This window comes from Endozoicomonas sp. OPT23 (assembly GCF_009653635.1).
Classification (GTDB): Bacteria; Pseudomonadota; Gammaproteobacteria; order Pseudomonadales; family Endozoicomonadaceae; genus Endozoicomonas_A.
Map to the genome: position 1 here is coordinate 14,391 of NZ_PPFD01000005.1, position 16,147 is coordinate 30,537.

Sequence of the window (16,147 nt, forward strand, 5' to 3'; positions counted from 1 at the left end):
TTCCTGAGGGTCGACCAGAAGACGGCCACCGTTTGGAGAGCGGGTAAAACCGACCTAATTTACTTGATTTACTTCCTGCTGGCCAGATTCGATACAATTTCTAGCTATTTTTTATTTAAATCACACAAATCGACCTTGATATTTTTCTCTGTCGAGCCGAAATAAATTACCAATGGCATGGCACAACCCATGGGAAATACCCGTCAAAGTAAAGGCTCTGTCAGGATCTGAAAAATAATGGGAGCTGTATACAATTCCCTGTGCCTCTGTGCCATTATTCGTATCTGTCGCAGGCGCGTGTCTGTAATTGGGCAAAAGCCCTTACTGAACAGGGCTTCATCAGTCCACTGGAGATTAAAGAGTGAAAAAGGTTCTCAAGGTTACCGCACTGGCCGCCATCGTGGCTCTCGCAGCAGGCTGTCAGGACAAACCTAAGCCAGTAGAAGAAGTAAAACTGGAAACCCCTGAACAGAAAGCGGCCTACGCTATGGGAGCCTCTCTGGGCAACTACGCTGACCAGACTCTGAAACAGCAGGAAGAAATGGGCATCGCTATTGACCGCGAGCTGCTGAAAAAAGGCTTCATGGAAGCGCTTGACGGTAACAGCAAGCTGAACGAAGAAGATATTCGTTCCGCACTGCAGGGCCATGAAGAGCGTATTCGTCCAATTATCGAGAAGAAGGTTCAGGAAAAACTGGACGAAGACAAAAAGAAAAACGCTGACTTCCTGCTGGAAAACGGCAAGCGTGACGGCGTTAAAACCACTGAATCAGGTCTTCAGTACGAAGTAGTCTCTGCTGGTGAAGCTGACGCACCTAAGCCTGCTCTGGAAGACACGGTAACTGTTCATTACACAGGTACTCTGGTTGACGGATCTGTATTCGACAGCAGCGTTGAACGTGGCCAGCCAGCCAAGTTCCCACTGAACGGCGTTATCAAGGGCTGGCAGGAAGGCCTGCAGCTGATGCCTAAAGGTGCCAAGTACAAACTCTACATTCCTTCCGAGCTGGGTTACGGTGAACAGTCCGCTGGTTCTATCCCGCCAAATTCCGTACTGGTGTTTGACGTAGAACTGCTGGATATCGCCAAGTAACTCTACGCTTTATTGTCAGGCCTTTTTATTAAGGCCTGACAACTCTCCCTCCTCTCTCAATACCGCTTCATCAACACTCTATGAAAAGCTCTATGGAATGCTATGTCTTCCGACTCCTCCCTGGAACAGATTTACTCCAATCCTTGAAAGATTTTCTTATTAAAGAGGATATTACTGCCGGCTGCATTCTGTCCTGTGCAGGAAGCCTGAAACCATCCGTACTCAGACTCTCTGATCATAGAAAGGGAACCCGTTACGATTTTCCTGCCGAGATTGTCTCTTTGTCAGGAACCGTATCAACCGAAGGCTGTCACCTGCATATGTCTGTAGCCGATGAAGAAGGGAGAGTAATTGGTGGCCACGTCCTGCCAGGCAGTATGGTTTACACAACAGCAGAAATAATTATTGGTGAATTACCGAAACTGAACTTCACCAGGCAGCCCTGTTCACTTTCCGGCTACAACGAACTGGTTGTCACCAAAAAGCCTACCGAGCGTTCTTGATAAGGCTCGCTTTTATTGCCATAGACAGCTCTGCCAACAGCAAGCTAAAACCTTTTAAATACTGCAAGGCCTGGAGGGAAATAACCGTGAACTCATTACGATAGGAATACGCCAAGAACTTTCGAGTTATTTCTGAAAGTCTCAAATACTGCTCTTGAACTGAGGAAGGGAGTATTACCAGGAAATATGGTACTCGATGATAAGCAAAGGTACTGGAAGATAGGTAGGGTAAATGTGCCTGTCTTCATTTACCCCAACGAATAATGACTACAGTTGGTGGATGATAACTGTCGCCTTACCCTTCACCCTACCTTTAACCGAACAGCTCGCAGATGCTCTTCTGCAACTCATCTATTTCTTTGGCATTAACCGGCGCGACCATAATAGTATCATCACCCGCTACACAACCGAGAATACCGTCAGCACGACCAATAGAGTCCAGTAATCTGGCAATCATCTGAGCAGCACCGGGACTGGTTTTGATCACGATCAGCATGCCATTATTGGCAATCTCCTCAACCAGATCCCGTACCGCAATATTGGAATCCATCTTACCCAGCTCTGGCGGCAGGCAGTACACCTGATCGTTGCGAGCATTTCTAGCACGCACGGCACCATGTCGGCTCAACAGTCTTGATACTTTGGACTGGCTGACGTTATCAAAGCCCTGAGCCTGAAGCTGTTCGACAATCTGGCTCTGAGAGCCGCAACGCTCTTCTTTAAGAAGCTGCCTGAATGCCTTGATCAATTCTTCCTGTTTCTGGCTGGCCATAATGTCTGTCAATCGCTCCGAAATATGTAATCAAATAGCTTTTATTTACCACAATATACAAACTATCATATATTTAGGCGTAAATTTGAATAAATATTCAATAAAAACTTGCTTTCATCCAACTCACGTTAGAAAATCCCTTCCATCCTAAATGATGAAAGAATTTCCAGGTTATGGGCATCGTAGTACAGGGCCTGAGCAAAGCATTCGGCTCCACCACCGTTCTAAAAGATATCAGTTTTTCAATTCCCAAAGGTGAAACCACCGTTTTACTAGGAGCCAGTGGCGCGGGTAAAAGCACATTAATGCGAATGCTTAATCTGCTGGAAACACCTGACGCCGGCACCATGAACATAGCTGGAATGAATTTCAGCTTTTCAGAAAAAACTGATGAAAAACAACTGAATAAACAAGCCACTAGTCTTCGTCGCAAAGTTGGTATGGTTTTTCAGCAGTATAACCTCTGGCCGCATATGACGGTACTGCAGAATCTGATTGAAGCGCCCATTGTTCAGGGAACGCCAAAACAGGACGCTATCACTCGCGCCAGAGAACTGCTGGACAGAGTTGGCCTGACAGAGAAGGCTGAAGCCTGGCCCTCTTCACTATCAGGTGGTCAGCAGCAACGTGTTGCTATTGCCCGCGCCCTGATGTTGTCACCGGATGTACTACTGTTTGACGAACCAACAGCCGCCCTTGATCCTGCAATCACCAACCAGGTCGTTGAAGTAATCAAAGAGTTAAGCCAATCCGGCATTACTCAGGTTGTGGTTACTCATGAAGTAGAGTTTGCCCGCAAAATCGCCAGCCGGGTTATCTATCTGGAAGACGGCGAGATTGTTGAAGACGGTTCTGCCGAGCATTTTAAAAACCCACAAACTGCAGAATTTAAAGCTTACCTCGAACATTAATCGAGTTAAGTCTGTATAGAGAACCCTGCAACAGGGTTCTCTCCCACCTATAGACAACGACAGCCAAAAGCTGACGGAAAACACCATTAAATAATACGACCATTGTCGTTGGAGTTGTTTATGAAAAAGCTGATTGCTACTTTAATTGCTGCCACTTCAATTGCTTCTGTACAAGCTGGTGAAACCATTCGTTTTGGTATGGAAGCTACTTACCCTCCTTTTGAGTTTATTGGCGATAATAACCAGATTGAAGGTTTCGACGTTGATCTGGCCAATGCCATCTGTCAGGAACTCAAGGCGGAGTGCAGCTTTAACAACCAACCATTCGACAGTCTGATTCCAAGCCTGAAATTCCGTCGTTTCGACGCGATCATTTCCGGCATGGATATCACTCCAGCGCGTCAAAAGCAGGTTGATTTCAGCCAGCCATATTACGAAAACTCTGCCATCTTTATCGCTAAAAAAGACACCCTTGATTCTATTGATCAATTAAAAGGCAAATCCGTTGGCGTTCAAAACGGTTCTACGCACCAGCAATACGTTATCGACAAGCTGGAAGCCAACGGTGTAACTGTTCGCCCTTACGACAGTGTACAGAATGCTTTTCTGGATATGACCAGTGGTCGTGTTAACGCTGTTTTTGCTGACACTGCAGTAGCTAACGAATGGATGACCGAGAAAGGTGAAGGTCAATACCAGCACGTAGGTGCTGAAATCAAGAACCCTGAATACTTCGGTATTGGTTACGGTATTGCCGTCCGTAAAGGTAATGAACTGAAAGGGAAAATTGACGTTGCTCTGAACACTCTGAAGAACAACGGCACATACCAGAAGATTCAGAACAAATACTTCGCCAACTAAGGAGTAGTACCGAAATAACTTCCCAATTTACTTTTCCCCTTTGCTCCGCAAAGGGGAAAAGTAACATTAGAAAGAGGAACTTATTTTAGGACTGATCCTAAGCGATACAAATAGACCATCGGAAGAAGTAAGTCATGGCAGTATTGTTTTTTAATGCGACACTGATGACCCTGGGTCTTGCCCTATCATCACTAATACTGGGCCTGATACTGGCAACAGTATTCGCTTTACTGGAATTAGGAAGGTTCCGCATTCTCAGATACCTGACCACAACAATGGTCACAGTACTGCGAGGCTTGCCTGAAATTCTGGTGGTCTTCTTTATCTACTTTGGCTCATCCCATGCTATTTTTCTGCTAACCGATGAGTACATAGAAGTCAGCCCCTTCACTGCCGGCACTATTGCCCTGGGGCTGATTTATGCCGCTTATGCCAGTCAGACTATCCGTGGCGCTCTGATGGCTGTAAATAAAGGCCAAACCGAAGCGGCCAAGGCTCTTGGTATTCACACCCGAAGATCGTTTATTCGCATTGTGGTGCCTCAAGCCTGGCGTCATGCCCTGCCAGGATTAGGCAATCAGTGGCTGGTACTGCTGAAAGATACGGCGCTGGTTGCCCTGATTGGCAGCACAGAACTGTTACATCAAGCTCAGATGTTGTCCTCAAAAACTTTTGAGCCTTTTACCTGGTATTCGGTTGCCGCTGTTATCTATCTGGTGATTACCCTGATCAGCCAGAAACTACTGAACAGCATGAAAGCCAAAGCTTCACAACATGAAAGAGTGGTGACCGCATGAACCTTGAAGCCATCATGGATTACATGCCTCAACTATTAAAAGGGCTGGAAACTACTCTTGAATTGACCTTTGCCAGCCTGTTCAGTGGTCTGGCACTGGCGGTCGTTTTCACTCTGATTTTAAGCCTGCGATTTAAACCGCTGGAATGGCTGGTAAAAGCACAGATCCTGCTGTTCACAGGCACACCATTGCTGGTGCAGATCTTTTTGATTTATTACGGACCTGCGCAATTTAAAGGCCTGCAGGATAGTTTCCTCTGGCCTCTGCTCAGCGAACCCTGGTTCTGCGCACTACTGGCACTGGCATTGAACTCTGCCGCGTACTCCACTCAATTGTTCAAAGGTGCTGTTGATGCCGTGCCTGCCGGAGACTGGGAAGCGGCACTGGCACTGGGTATGAACAAGAGACAGACGTTGATTCGTATTGTTCTGCCGCATGCTTTTCGTAGAGCGCTGCCCGCTTACGGCAATGAGATGATTCTGGTAATGAAAGGCACTTCTCTGGCCAGCACCATCACGCTGATGGACTTGATGGGCTATGCTGACCGCCTCAATGCCAGAACCTACGACACACTTACTGTATTTACTCTGGCTGGAGTTATCTATTTGACCATGACTGGAATAATGACGCTGGTGATAAGAATAATGGAAAGGAGAGCTTTAGCTTTTTCTAACTAGATTTTTCCTGTGTACTACTCCCTGCTCTATAGAAAAGCAGGGAGTAGTACAACTCAATTGATCCAGTTCTCTACCCCCTCCAGAAAAGAGCTATCCAGGCTATCTATAAAACCGTTCGACGGTGAACCACCCATATCGAACACTCCGGAATCAAGGCTGCCACTTAAGTCTATCTTTTCATCAATTTCAGGAATGCTGGCCAGATCAATTAGACGGCTACTCCCACTGCGAGGACTAGCATTTTCAGTTCCAGGAATGGATTTAAGAACCTTAGGCTGGGTTTCAGAAGTATCGGACTGCACACCATGAGCTTCCAGCATGCTAGATACATTCTGTATATTGGCTAATAGCTGAGCCTGGAACCGAGTAATCGTCCCTGAAACTTCAGGCGCGGCCTCTTTCTTTAATTCTTCCATTACATAGTGAGCATATGCGAAATACTTATTATTATGCGCTGCCACTCTGAGAGCATCCTCTCTACTCATACCATCCCAGGATTGAACAAACTGCCCCTCTGGTAATTGACTCAGAGAACTCTTCTCGGCCTTGTCGAATTGCTTTATAGAAGTACGATCTGCGCGCTTTGCTCTTGCTCTCTTACTTTTCGGAGAAGTGAGCTTAGAATGCTTTATCGTTGAAGCATCACTTGACTCAGCCTGCCTGCTATCTCTCATAGCCAATGTTCTTTTTAGGCCACAACTTTGCAAACTAACATTATCTGTTTGAATGTGCATATCAGGATTCACTGAATGCAATACAGCACCATTGAAATAACCATAAGACAGAGAGGCGTCTGCTAAGGCTCGTGGGCACTCTTGAAATAACCCGTTATGAGATAAAATTTGAAAACCTGCTGGATCCATAATACTTCCTCCCTGTACGGCCAATTCAATTAAGTGAAGCAGGCAGTCGAAGGGCTCGCCATACAACTTTTGGCTAATTAGTGGCAAACAGTCTGACTGAGTTTTTGCACATATCCTCTACAGAATCTCTATCAATGTAAATTCCATCGTTTATCAAACGACATAAACCATGCAAAGTACCCCAACTGACTTGAGCGAGCCGCAGTGCGTTCTGTTCTTCAGCAATCAGATTCTTCTGCTGACACCTTTCCACAAATTCCACGTAGGATTGAAAAGCATCGTAAGACAGTTTTCTCAGTGATTCTGTAGGTTGCCCATGCTTCCAGATAGGGCGACCAAACATCAGGTCATAATGCTCTGCCGACTCTGTGGCGAAATCCAGATAAGCTCTGGAGAAGTGTTCAAACCAGATTTCCATGCTTTCAGGCAACTGACTAAGTAAACCATCCAACTCTGCCTGCCATCGCCTGAAGCCATCTTCCGCTATGGCACAGAGCAAACCATTTTTATCCTTAAAGTGGTGATAGGCGGCCGTTCTTGAAACCCCAAGACGATCTGCAAGCCCGCGCATTGAGAGCCCATCAATGCTTTTTTCTGCTATCACTAATGCAGCTTCATTAAGCAGCTTCTGTTGCAGGTCACCGTGATGGTACTTATTTTTATCAGTCATACGTTTCTAGTTGCATCGACAAATCTTGACACCGTCAACATACATCCTTATCTTGACACCGTCCAGATAATAAATAGATACAAAAAGCATCTGATGAGGATTCACCATGACCAGCCAACATAAGCAGTACCCACACCTGCTGGCACCACTCGACCTTGGCTTTACCCAGTTAAAAAACCGGGTATTGATGGGCTCCATGCACACCAACCTTGAAGAGCACCCTGGTGGTTATGAAAGGCTGGCGCAATATTTTGCCGAGCGCGCCAAAGGCGGTGTTGGCCTTATGGTCACCGGCGGTATTGCGCCAAACCGTGAATCAGGTGCTCTGCCTAACGCAGCCCTTATTAATTCAGATGAAGAAATAGCAAACCATCGCCTGATAACTGATGCCGTTCATAAAGAGGACGGTAAAATCTGTATGCAGATTTTGCACACAGGTCGTTACGCCTACCACCCTAAAGCCATTGCCCCCAGCGCGATTCAGGCTCCCATTGCACCCTTTCCGCCTAAAGAGTTACAGCCTGAAGAAGTCGATCAGCAGATTGAAGACTTTGTCAGCTGCACACTGAACGCCCAGACTGCGGGTTATGATGGTGTTGAAATCATGGGTTCTGAAGGCTACTTCATAAACCAGTTTATTGCCGCCAGAACCAACCACCGTGAAGACGACTGGGGAGGTCATTATGAAAACCGCATACGCCTGGCTGTAGAGGTGGTTCGCAGAGTCAGGGAAGCCGTTGGTGAACAATTCATTCTTATCTACCGACTCTCCATGCTTGATCTGGTTGAAGGTGGCAGCAGTTGGGATGAAATAGTACAGCTGGGCAAAGAGATTGAAAAAGTCGGCGCAACTATCATCAACACTGGTATTGGCTGGCATGAAGCCCGTATTCCAACTATTGCTACCATGGTTCCTCGTGCAGCCTTCACCTGGGTAACAGCTCGCATTCGTAATGAATTGAGCATTCCGGTTATTACTTCCAACCGAATCAACATGCCCGACGTAGCTGAAGAAGTTCTGGCTCGTGGTGATGCTGACATAATATCCATGGCTCGTCCCATGCTGGCTGACCCCGAATGGGTCAACAAGGCCGCTGAGAACCGCTCCGATGAAATCAACACTTGCATCGCCTGCAACCAGGCCTGCCTGGATCATGTTTTCCAGTTAAAACTGGTCAGCTGTCTGGTAAACCCAAGAGCCTGTCATGAGACCGAACTTAATTACCTGACGACCGATAAGCCAAAGAAATTGGCCGTTGTCGGTGCTGGCCCTGCCGGTTTATCTTTTGCTACAACTGCAGCCAAACGTGGTCATCAAGTGACTCTGTTTGAAGCCAGTGACAGAGTGGGCGGCCAGTTCAATATCGCTATGACAGTACCGGGCAAAGAAGAGTTCAGAGAAACCATTCGTTACTTTAAACGGCAGCTTGAATTGACAGGTGTAGAAGTAAAACTGAACACCCGCGTCACCAGTGAACAACTGGAAAAAGGTGAGTTTGACGAAGTTATTCTGGCAACCGGCGTCGCTCCCCGAACACCGGCTATTGAAGGCGTTGAACATGACAAGGTACTCAGTTATCTGGATGTATTCAAAGGAGCGAAACTCGGCAAATCGGTTGCGGTGATTGGCGCAGGTGGTATCGGTTTCGATTTGAGTGAATTTATTACTCAGGAAGGGCCTTCCAATAGTCTCGACATTCCCGCCTTTATGGCCGAGTGGGGTGTTGATATGAGTCTGAAAAATCGTGGAGGACTGGAAAAACCGGAAGAAAAATCAGCGACCGAGCGTGAAGTCTTTCTGCTACAAAGAAAGTCTTCAAAGCCTGGAGCAGGCCTTGGCACAACCACTGGCTGGATTCACAGAGCAGAAATGGTGAAGCGAGGTGTCACTATGATTCCATCCTGTGAATATCACAAGATTGACGACGATGGTTTACACCTGTCCATTGCCGGAGAACAGAAAACTCTAAAGGTCGACAATATTGTTCTCTGTGCGGGACAGGATCCGCTAAGAGATCTGGTCGATGGCATCAGCAAGCCAGTTCATCTGATTGGTGGTGCTGATGTTGCCGCCGAACTGGATGCTAAAAGAGCTATTGATCAAGGCGCCAGACTGGCAGCAACCATCTAGTCCTAAAGAGAAGACAGAATGACCGGAGCATTTCATTGAAGTATCAACTCCGGTCACTCACTTCGCACGGCTCAAGTGTGTAAATATACTCAAGCGAATACCAAACAGCTGTTTAATTTATTCTATTAATAAATTGTTTTAGGACCTATCACTGCAGCTGCCTTCTTATAGGGTTCTGCAAGTTGTGCAAAACCAACTCTGTTTGATTCCTGGTCAAAGACGGAATAAACAGAACGGAGGAAAGTATCACCAAGAATCCAGGGTGGATTTGGATTCAAAGGGTCAGGAAACATTGGTTCAACTGCCAGTATACATTCTTGCTGGCCTGCTTCATTTTGCTGCTTTACGACCAAATACTCCTCGGTAAGCGTATAGACCTTGTTACCCAGCACTATATCCAGAGGTTCAATCTGACCCAGGTTTGAGCAATCTTTGGCAACATAAATTCGGTTAGCTATATCATCATAGGCGTCTTCAGATACGGCCATTAAAGAAGTGCCACTGTCGACAATAACTGGGCAGATATCTGCTCCACAGCCCAGATCTATACTCTTTCCAGCAGCCTTCAAGCCGTGCATATTGATCGTGTAATACAGCTTTTTCGTATTTCTGCCATACAGGTTCACCAGCTTATGCCAGTCGATATTTCCCTGATAATAATTCTTGTCATAGCCCCCAATGAAGAGTTTGCTGCCAGAACTATCCGCTTTATTGCTCAAATAAAATGAAAATAGTTGCTTATCAATAAGCCTTTGTTTTTTAGCATTCTCAAACCATGTCGGTATATGGTCTTCAGACAGCATGGTATAACCAAGACCAAATATGCCATCAAAAGGTAACCCCTTGAAGAAGCCGGACACATAATCAGCAACTGCAAACCCCTGATTTGGAACAGTCACATTAGCCAGACTTATCTGATCGATGCCTTCAGTACCATTCATGGATCCGGTTCCATACTGAATCGATATCGACTTATTTGTCTGGTGAAATGTGCTGCTACTGGCTGGATTAAATTTGTCTTTCCCCACACACCCTTCAATTGTGCAACGACTTCCAGGAATCCAGATATCTGAAGATCCGGTATCTAGAACAGCAGTGAACAACTGATACCTTGAGCCTATTTGGAATGAGCCGAAGTACATGGTTTTTGATAGGTTTTTGATAGGCAGGGCTGGCGGAATACTATCCTTGATATCGTCGGACAATTGATTAATCTCAAGCCGCTGATCTTTATGCGGTGCTTTCAAATCAATAGTTATTGGGAGTTGGTTTTTTTGCACCCCTGAAAAACCAGAATCAGCCAAATCAGCTGATACCCATGACACCCCACATAATAGCAAGGGCACCCCAAGTCGCAGACTATTTGTAAAAAACGTCATAATTTAGCCTCAGATTTGGCAGTCAGAAGTTAAGCACGACTGCCTGTATTCAGGCTAAAACTATAGAAGCTAACTCAATCCAGCCAAGCAATTTTCTAGACTGTTTTACTCTAAGTTTTTACTCTGGCAATTCAAAAATTAATGTTACAAAAGAATCTGTTTTCAACCTGCTGTCGTATTTTTTTCAACTCGCTGGCAACTCCAACCCCAGTCTTCCTGCTTTTCGACAAATTCTGCGGCTTTGTCCTCACAGTAACCTTTGGTGTAATTGGCGTTCCAAAGGGTTTCTGACACTTCATCCTTGGTGTACCTTACTTCACAGGGCAAGCTACTTTCTCTCTGAAGATAAACAACCTCAACCTTTCGCTCTTCCTTGAAGTGTTTGCAAGAAAAAGCATAGCTGGTATTCGCCTGGGCAGTACTTACCAAGCCCAGAGCCCCCATCAGCACAAGAAGCACTCTTTTTTTCATCATTCACTCACACATAGTTATTTGAATAAAGAAAAACTCTACCATAGTCCTATATTAATACCGATGATGGTGATCACTTAGTTTTTCGTTTTTGGCGAAAGCTTCGCTTCTTTCGATAAGGTTTTGCAGGTATTGCTCTGATCTCACCCATGCCACTAGAGCCTGCACTACTAAGTAACTCTCTAAGCTGCGCTTCAAGATCGCCCATAAACACCTGATAACTTCCCTGCCGTTCAACGATGCTATTGAGATATTGCTCCCAGCGAGCCGTCATATCCGGTCGAGTTGCCGGTTCCGGCAAAGCATTAATCAAGGCCATACCTGTTGTGGTCGCATTAATATTTTTGGCATTTCTGGTTAGATAATCCCGCTTGAACAACAACTCAATAATTCCGGCTCGTGTCGCCTCCGTTCCCAAACCATCAGTGTCCTTGAGCACCTTTCGTATGTCTTTATCACTGACATATCGAGCGATACCGGTCATGGCAGAAAGCAGACTGGCATCATTAAAAGGTTTAGGCGGCTGAGTTATTTTTTCTGCAATCTCGGCATCACTGCAGTGAACCGGGTCATCTTTTTTCAGGTCAGGCAGAAACTGATCTTCGCTGTCAGTTGGGGTCTTCTTACTTTTTGGATAGAGTGACTTCCAACCTTCCTGAAGCGATACTCGACTGCTCGCGGTGAATAATCCACCTTCAATAGTCACCTCAAGCTTACGGGAAGAGTACGTGTGTTCAGGGTAGAACTGAGCGATGTATTGTCGTGATATCAATCCGTACAGCTTATTTACCTTATCCCCCATAGCCGAAAGATTAGCTCTTCTGGCGGTAGGAATAATAGCGTGGTGAGCACCCACTTTTTTATCATTCCATGCTCGACCTTTTCGGTGAGTATCAGCACCATCAACAGATGAAACCAGTTGATCGGCATTACTTCTGATCGCGGCCAGAACATCCGGCGCTTCATTAAAATGCTCTGCTGGCAGATAACGACAGTCAGATCGTGGATAGGTAATAAGCTTCTGTTCGTAGAGTTTCTGACAGATATCCAGCACTTCCTTTGCGGCCAGCCGGAGTGCTTTTGCAGCGTCTATCTGTAAACTGGACAAAGAATACGGCAACGGAGCATTCTCTTTCCCCTTCTTATTCTCTGCCTTGGTGACAAGGCCGTCTTTTCCTTTTATACGACTGACTACGTTTTCTGCCAGCTTATCATTTAAGACACGACCATCATCATCCATCCAGGGCTGACAGTTTTCGCTGGGCTGCCATTTTGCTTTAAAGCTCTCATTCTGTTGAGTCTGAATCAAAGCAAACACTTCAAAATAAGGACAGGGTTTAAAATCAGCTATCTCCTGATCTCTTCTTACCACCAACCCAAGTACCGGTGTCTGTACTCTGCCTACAGAAAGCAAACCGTTATGGCCAGCCTTTCGCCCCAGTACGGTATAAGCTCTGGTCAGGTTAATGCCATAAAGCCAGTCAGCACGAGAACGAGCCAAAGCAGACACTGACAGAGGAACATATTCGGTATTACTCTTCAAACGGGCCAAAGCCTTTTTAACCGCAGCAGCGTTCAGGTCATTGACCAGAAGACGTCGAACGTTTTTTCTGCGGGCTTGTGACAGTTTCAGGTAGTCCAGCACTTCGTCCACCAGCAGCTGACCTTCTCTGTCAGGGTCACCCGCATGAACAATAACGTCAGCCGTTTTTAACAGTTTTCTGATTACTGACAGCTGCTTTCGTACGCCTTTTCTAGGCTGGAGTTGCCACTGCTCGGGAATAATTGGCAGATGTTCCAGCCGCCACTGTTTATAAGCGGGGTCATAGCTGTCGGGCTCGGACTGTTCCAATAAGTGCCCAACACACCAGGTCACATAATCACCTGATGAGGATTCTATATAACCTTCGTGTTTCTTTAACGGCTTGGGCAACACATCAGCAATGGCTCGGCCCAGACTTGGTTTTTCGGCAATGATTAGTCGCATTGTTTCTGATGCACTCACTCTTCCGTGCAGAGCATTTCCTGCTCAGGTCTGTCACTTTTATTTGTCGCTGATAACGGGCGATTGGCAATACCGAATGGAATATGAACCATGGGAATATCACCTGCTTCTGTTGTCAGATGGGTTTTCTGATCATCAAAAAACATATGAGGTCTGAGTTTATTAAGAATTCGGTCTTTTGCCATACCACCCAAAAAGAAGGTCTGGTTTGCACTGACACCCCAGCTTTCAAGGGTAGTAATCACTCGCTCATGGGCGGGAGCACTTCGTGCGGTGACAATAGCGGTTCGAATCAAAGGTTGGTACTCAGAATTCCGGAGCTTTTCCTGTTCCTCAAGTTCCTGCAGTGTTGCCAGTTTTCTGAACAAATCTGCTAACGGTCCTGGCTTATGGGGAATATGGGACTTTGCTGACTCATATTGATAAAATTCAGGCAAGTCACCTTCCTTATAAATCGTTTCTGATTCGTCATCTGCTATTACACCGTCAAAATCAAAAGCGATTCTCAGCTCATCACAGGCATCGTCATTCACAATTTTACTGGGCAGAACCAGACCTGCAGGAAACCCAGCCTCGATGGCCTGCTGAGCATCTTCCTGGTTGGCTGTCAGAAACAGCGAAGCATTAAACGCCGGAATATATTCATAAGGAGAGCGCCCTTCCATAAAGGCAGCACGACTGATATTCAGTCCGTAGTGTCGAATAGAGCGAAATACTCGCTTGCCTGAAGCGGCTGAATTTCTGGATAACAGAATCACTTCAACCGGCTCTTCCTTAGGAAAACGATTATTCAATGCCAGAAATCGTTTGATGAAAGGAAATGCGACGCCTTTGCCCAAGACCTTGTTCAGGTTGTCTTCCTGAAACTGTTTATAGGTCTGACTGCCTTTCTCGGTATAAACAGCATGGGACTCAGAAAGATCAAAGAGAGCACTGGACGATACGGCTATAACCAGCTTCTTTTCTATCGGGAATAACATCGTTTCTTCAGAGTCCTGAGAGGGTTCATTGGCAACAGAGCCAAGTTTACCGGATTTCATTCAGATTTCTCCCTGCCTTCCCGCCAGTGTTCTAACTTAACACCAAGTTGGCCGACATTTTCTATATCAGAAACATTTTTTGCTTATGGCTTATTTATGAATTATTCAGAGAAATTGACTCACCTTCGCCCTCAACCCAGCAGTAAATCGCCCAGAAGCCTGTTAGCGGAAACTGAAAGTGACCGTGGCCGTATCATCCAGTCAGCAGCTATTCGAAGACTGCAACAGAAAACACAGGTTTACCCTCTGGAAACCAACGCCGCTGTCAGAAGTCGCTTGACTCATTCTCTTGAGGTACAGCAGACAGGACGATTTCTGGCACAGACTATTCTGGAAAAGCTCTCTCAAGAAAACCAGCTTGGTACTCTTGGATTGACAGGAAAAGAAACCGTTTTCACCAATATCGTGGAAATGTCCTGCCTGATGCACGATGTCGGCAACCCACCCTTCGGACATTTCGGTGAAGCGGCCATCAGCAGTTGGATTCGAGCCAAAGCTACCAGTTGCCACCTGTCTGCCGCTGGCACACCATCGAAACTGTTTACTGATACTCTGCTGCCAGATCTGGCTGTTTTTGAAGGCAATGCTCAGGGTTTAAGGATTATTCATCAACTGCAAAACCTTAACCTGACTTACTCACAACTGGCTGCACTCATGAAATACACTCGGCCGCCCTATCAGAAGAAGCCGGAACCTGCAGACAGCAATTACTATCGAAAAAAGAAACCGGGATTTTACTACTCGGAGACTGCCCTGGTAGACGATATTCAATCACATCTCAAAATAAAGGAAGGCTGCCGTTTTCCGCTGGTTTACATCATGGAAGCGGCGGATGATATTTCTTACTGTATTGCTGACCTTGAGGACGCTGTTGATAAAGGCATACTTTCTTACCGTGATTTGAAGTATTACCTGCAATCTGTCTGGACGGAGTACGCAGGATCAGAGAACACTTACCTTACTAACATTATTGATCTTGCCAGCAGTCTTTCAAAACAGGAACCACACCGTTTTATTGTCAAACTCAGAACACAACTGGTCAGTGACCTGGTGGACTACGCTGCCGATCGATACCTGCAAGAACATCAGGCTGTGTTTGACGGAACCTTGGATGAACCACTGATTGATGGAGACTCTGATCAACATCTGGCCCTGAAAACACTGAAGACCATCGCTATTCGTCATGTATTCACCAGCAAGGAAAAAGAAACACCGGAACTGAGAGGTCATTCAGCCCTTATGGGCTTGCTTGATATATACCAGCCTCTTCTTGAGCTGGAAACAGAAGCGTTTACCGATATTGTATTCAAGGATCAGGAACATCATTTTCTCGAGCAGAGGCTTTTCCACCGACTTTCTGTCAAGCAGACAGCTGCCTATAAAAGAGCGGTATCAGCAATAGACAGAAAGGCCTTCAGCCTTCAGGAACAAAAGGATCTGGAATGGTATTACCGCGCAAGACTGCTTATTGATTACATAAGCGGAATGACCGATCACTTTGTAATGGAAGAGTTTCAGAGCCTTTCCGCTATCTGACACAGCTATATGATTGATTTAGAACAGGTTATAGACGATAGAACGATCTCTAAGTGTTTTTGCCACGGACTTGCAGAGCATCTGCTGGCCAAAGTGATTAGTCTCAGCTGACCGCAGTCTGGACACCAACTTGGCTGGCACAAAACAGTAACATTGATCCTGTCTGGTTTTAACCTTCACCTGTGTTGTTTCAGGCACTCGCCAGTACATTATTTTCTTTTTTATTAAGTACATAGACATTCTCAAGCATATTTTCAATGAGTCATAGATGCAGCTATTAGTCCTGTTTGGAGCTATTTGGTTCCCTTATATCTGCATTTGATTCTTTTTAGCACCACCTTTCAGCCATTCATCCATTTTTCATCAGTCAGCGACCTCTTTCACTCAGCTCATCGAAACTGAGTTCCTACTATTTACACAGGAGAACTAACCGCTGGC

At 45.9% G+C, this 16,147-nt stretch carries 15 protein-coding genes; 8 read left to right on the forward strand and 7 right to left on the reverse strand.

What is annotated here, in order from left to right:
- The first annotated feature begins 361 nt into the window (after positions 1-361).
- A complete protein-coding gene (fkpA, locus tag EOPP23_RS11765; RefSeq protein WP_370514759.1) occupies positions 362-1,093 on the forward strand; it encodes an FKBP-type peptidyl-prolyl cis-trans isomerase in 732 nt (243 codons plus the stop codon).
- 92 nt (positions 1,094-1,185) lie between these two features.
- Positions 1,186-1,596, forward strand: coding sequence for a PPC domain-containing DNA-binding protein (locus EOPP23_RS11770; protein WP_228550716.1), 411 nt, complete (start codon positions 1,186-1,188; stop codon positions 1,594-1,596).
- 313 nt (positions 1,597-1,909) lie between these two features.
- On the opposite strand, the gene argR is transcribed toward EOPP23_RS11770, so the two are convergent.
- Positions 1,910-2,368: a transcriptional regulator ArgR gene (argR, locus tag EOPP23_RS11775; protein WP_153766196.1), complete on the reverse strand. Its 459-nt coding sequence runs from the start codon at positions 2,366-2,368 to the stop codon at positions 1,910-1,912.
- Positions 2,369-2,541: 173 nt separating this feature from the next.
- On the opposite strand from argR, the gene EOPP23_RS11780 reads away from it, so the two are divergent.
- From EOPP23_RS11780 to artM, 4 genes are all read left to right on the forward strand, one after another.
- Positions 2,542-3,279, forward strand: a complete 738-nt coding sequence (locus EOPP23_RS11780; RefSeq protein WP_153766197.1) for an ATP-binding cassette domain-containing protein — start codon at positions 2,542-2,544, stop codon at positions 3,277-3,279.
- A 120-nt stretch (positions 3,280-3,399) separates the two neighbouring features.
- Entirely contained in the window at positions 3,400-4,140 is a 741-nt protein-coding gene (locus EOPP23_RS11785; RefSeq protein ID WP_153766198.1) for an arginine ABC transporter substrate-binding protein, read from the forward strand.
- 134 nt (positions 4,141-4,274) lie between these two features.
- Entirely contained in the window at positions 4,275-4,937 is a 663-nt protein-coding gene (gene artQ / locus EOPP23_RS11790) for an arginine ABC transporter permease ArtQ (RefSeq protein WP_153766199.1), read from the forward strand.
- Complete coding sequence (gene artM, locus EOPP23_RS11795) at positions 4,934-5,614, forward strand: arginine ABC transporter permease ArtM (protein WP_153766200.1); 681 nt, start codon at positions 4,934-4,936, stop codon at positions 5,612-5,614. The genes artQ and artM overlap by 4 nt, the downstream gene beginning before the upstream one ends.
- A gap of 53 nt (positions 5,615-5,667) precedes the next feature.
- Here artM and EOPP23_RS11800 read toward each other — a convergent pair whose 3' ends face one another.
- A complete protein-coding gene (locus EOPP23_RS11800; protein WP_153766201.1) occupies positions 5,668-6,477 on the reverse strand; it encodes a hypothetical protein in 810 nt (269 codons plus the stop codon).
- A 73-nt stretch (positions 6,478-6,550) separates the two neighbouring features.
- Positions 6,551-7,147: a TetR/AcrR family transcriptional regulator gene (locus EOPP23_RS11805; protein ID WP_153766202.1), complete on the reverse strand. Its 597-nt coding sequence runs from the start codon at positions 7,145-7,147 to the stop codon at positions 6,551-6,553.
- Positions 7,148-7,253: 106 nt separating this feature from the next.
- On the opposite strand from EOPP23_RS11805, the gene EOPP23_RS11810 reads away from it, so the two are divergent.
- Positions 7,254-9,278: an NADPH-dependent 2,4-dienoyl-CoA reductase gene (locus EOPP23_RS11810; protein ID WP_153766203.1), complete on the forward strand. Its 2,025-nt coding sequence runs from the start codon at positions 7,254-7,256 to the stop codon at positions 9,276-9,278.
- Positions 9,279-9,403: 125 nt separating this feature from the next.
- On the opposite strand, the gene EOPP23_RS11815 is transcribed toward EOPP23_RS11810, so the two are convergent.
- From EOPP23_RS11815 to EOPP23_RS11830, 4 genes are all read right to left on the reverse strand, one after another.
- Positions 9,404-10,558 (reverse strand): pepsin-like aspartic protease, encoded by a 1,155-nt coding sequence (locus tag EOPP23_RS11815; protein ID WP_194842585.1) that lies wholly within the window; start codon positions 10,556-10,558, stop codon positions 9,404-9,406.
- Between the two features lie 261 nt (positions 10,559-10,819).
- Entirely contained in the window at positions 10,820-11,131 is a 312-nt protein-coding gene (locus EOPP23_RS11820) for a hypothetical protein (protein ID WP_153766205.1), read from the reverse strand.
- Between the two features lie 70 nt (positions 11,132-11,201).
- Positions 11,202-13,115: a DNA topoisomerase III gene (locus tag EOPP23_RS11825; protein ID WP_153766632.1), complete on the reverse strand. Its 1,914-nt coding sequence runs from the start codon at positions 13,113-13,115 to the stop codon at positions 11,202-11,204.
- Positions 13,116-13,129: 14 nt separating this feature from the next.
- On the reverse strand, positions 13,130-14,173 hold the full coding sequence (locus EOPP23_RS11830) for a 5'-nucleotidase (protein ID WP_228550701.1): 1,044 nt from the start codon (positions 14,171-14,173) through the stop codon (positions 13,130-13,132).
- A gap of 96 nt (positions 14,174-14,269) precedes the next feature.
- On the opposite strand from EOPP23_RS11830, the gene dgt reads away from it, so the two are divergent.
- On the forward strand, positions 14,270-15,709 hold the full coding sequence (gene dgt / locus EOPP23_RS11835; protein ID WP_153766206.1) for a dGTPase: 1,440 nt from the start codon (positions 14,270-14,272) through the stop codon (positions 15,707-15,709).
- The last annotated feature ends 438 nt before the right edge of the window (positions 15,710-16,147 follow it).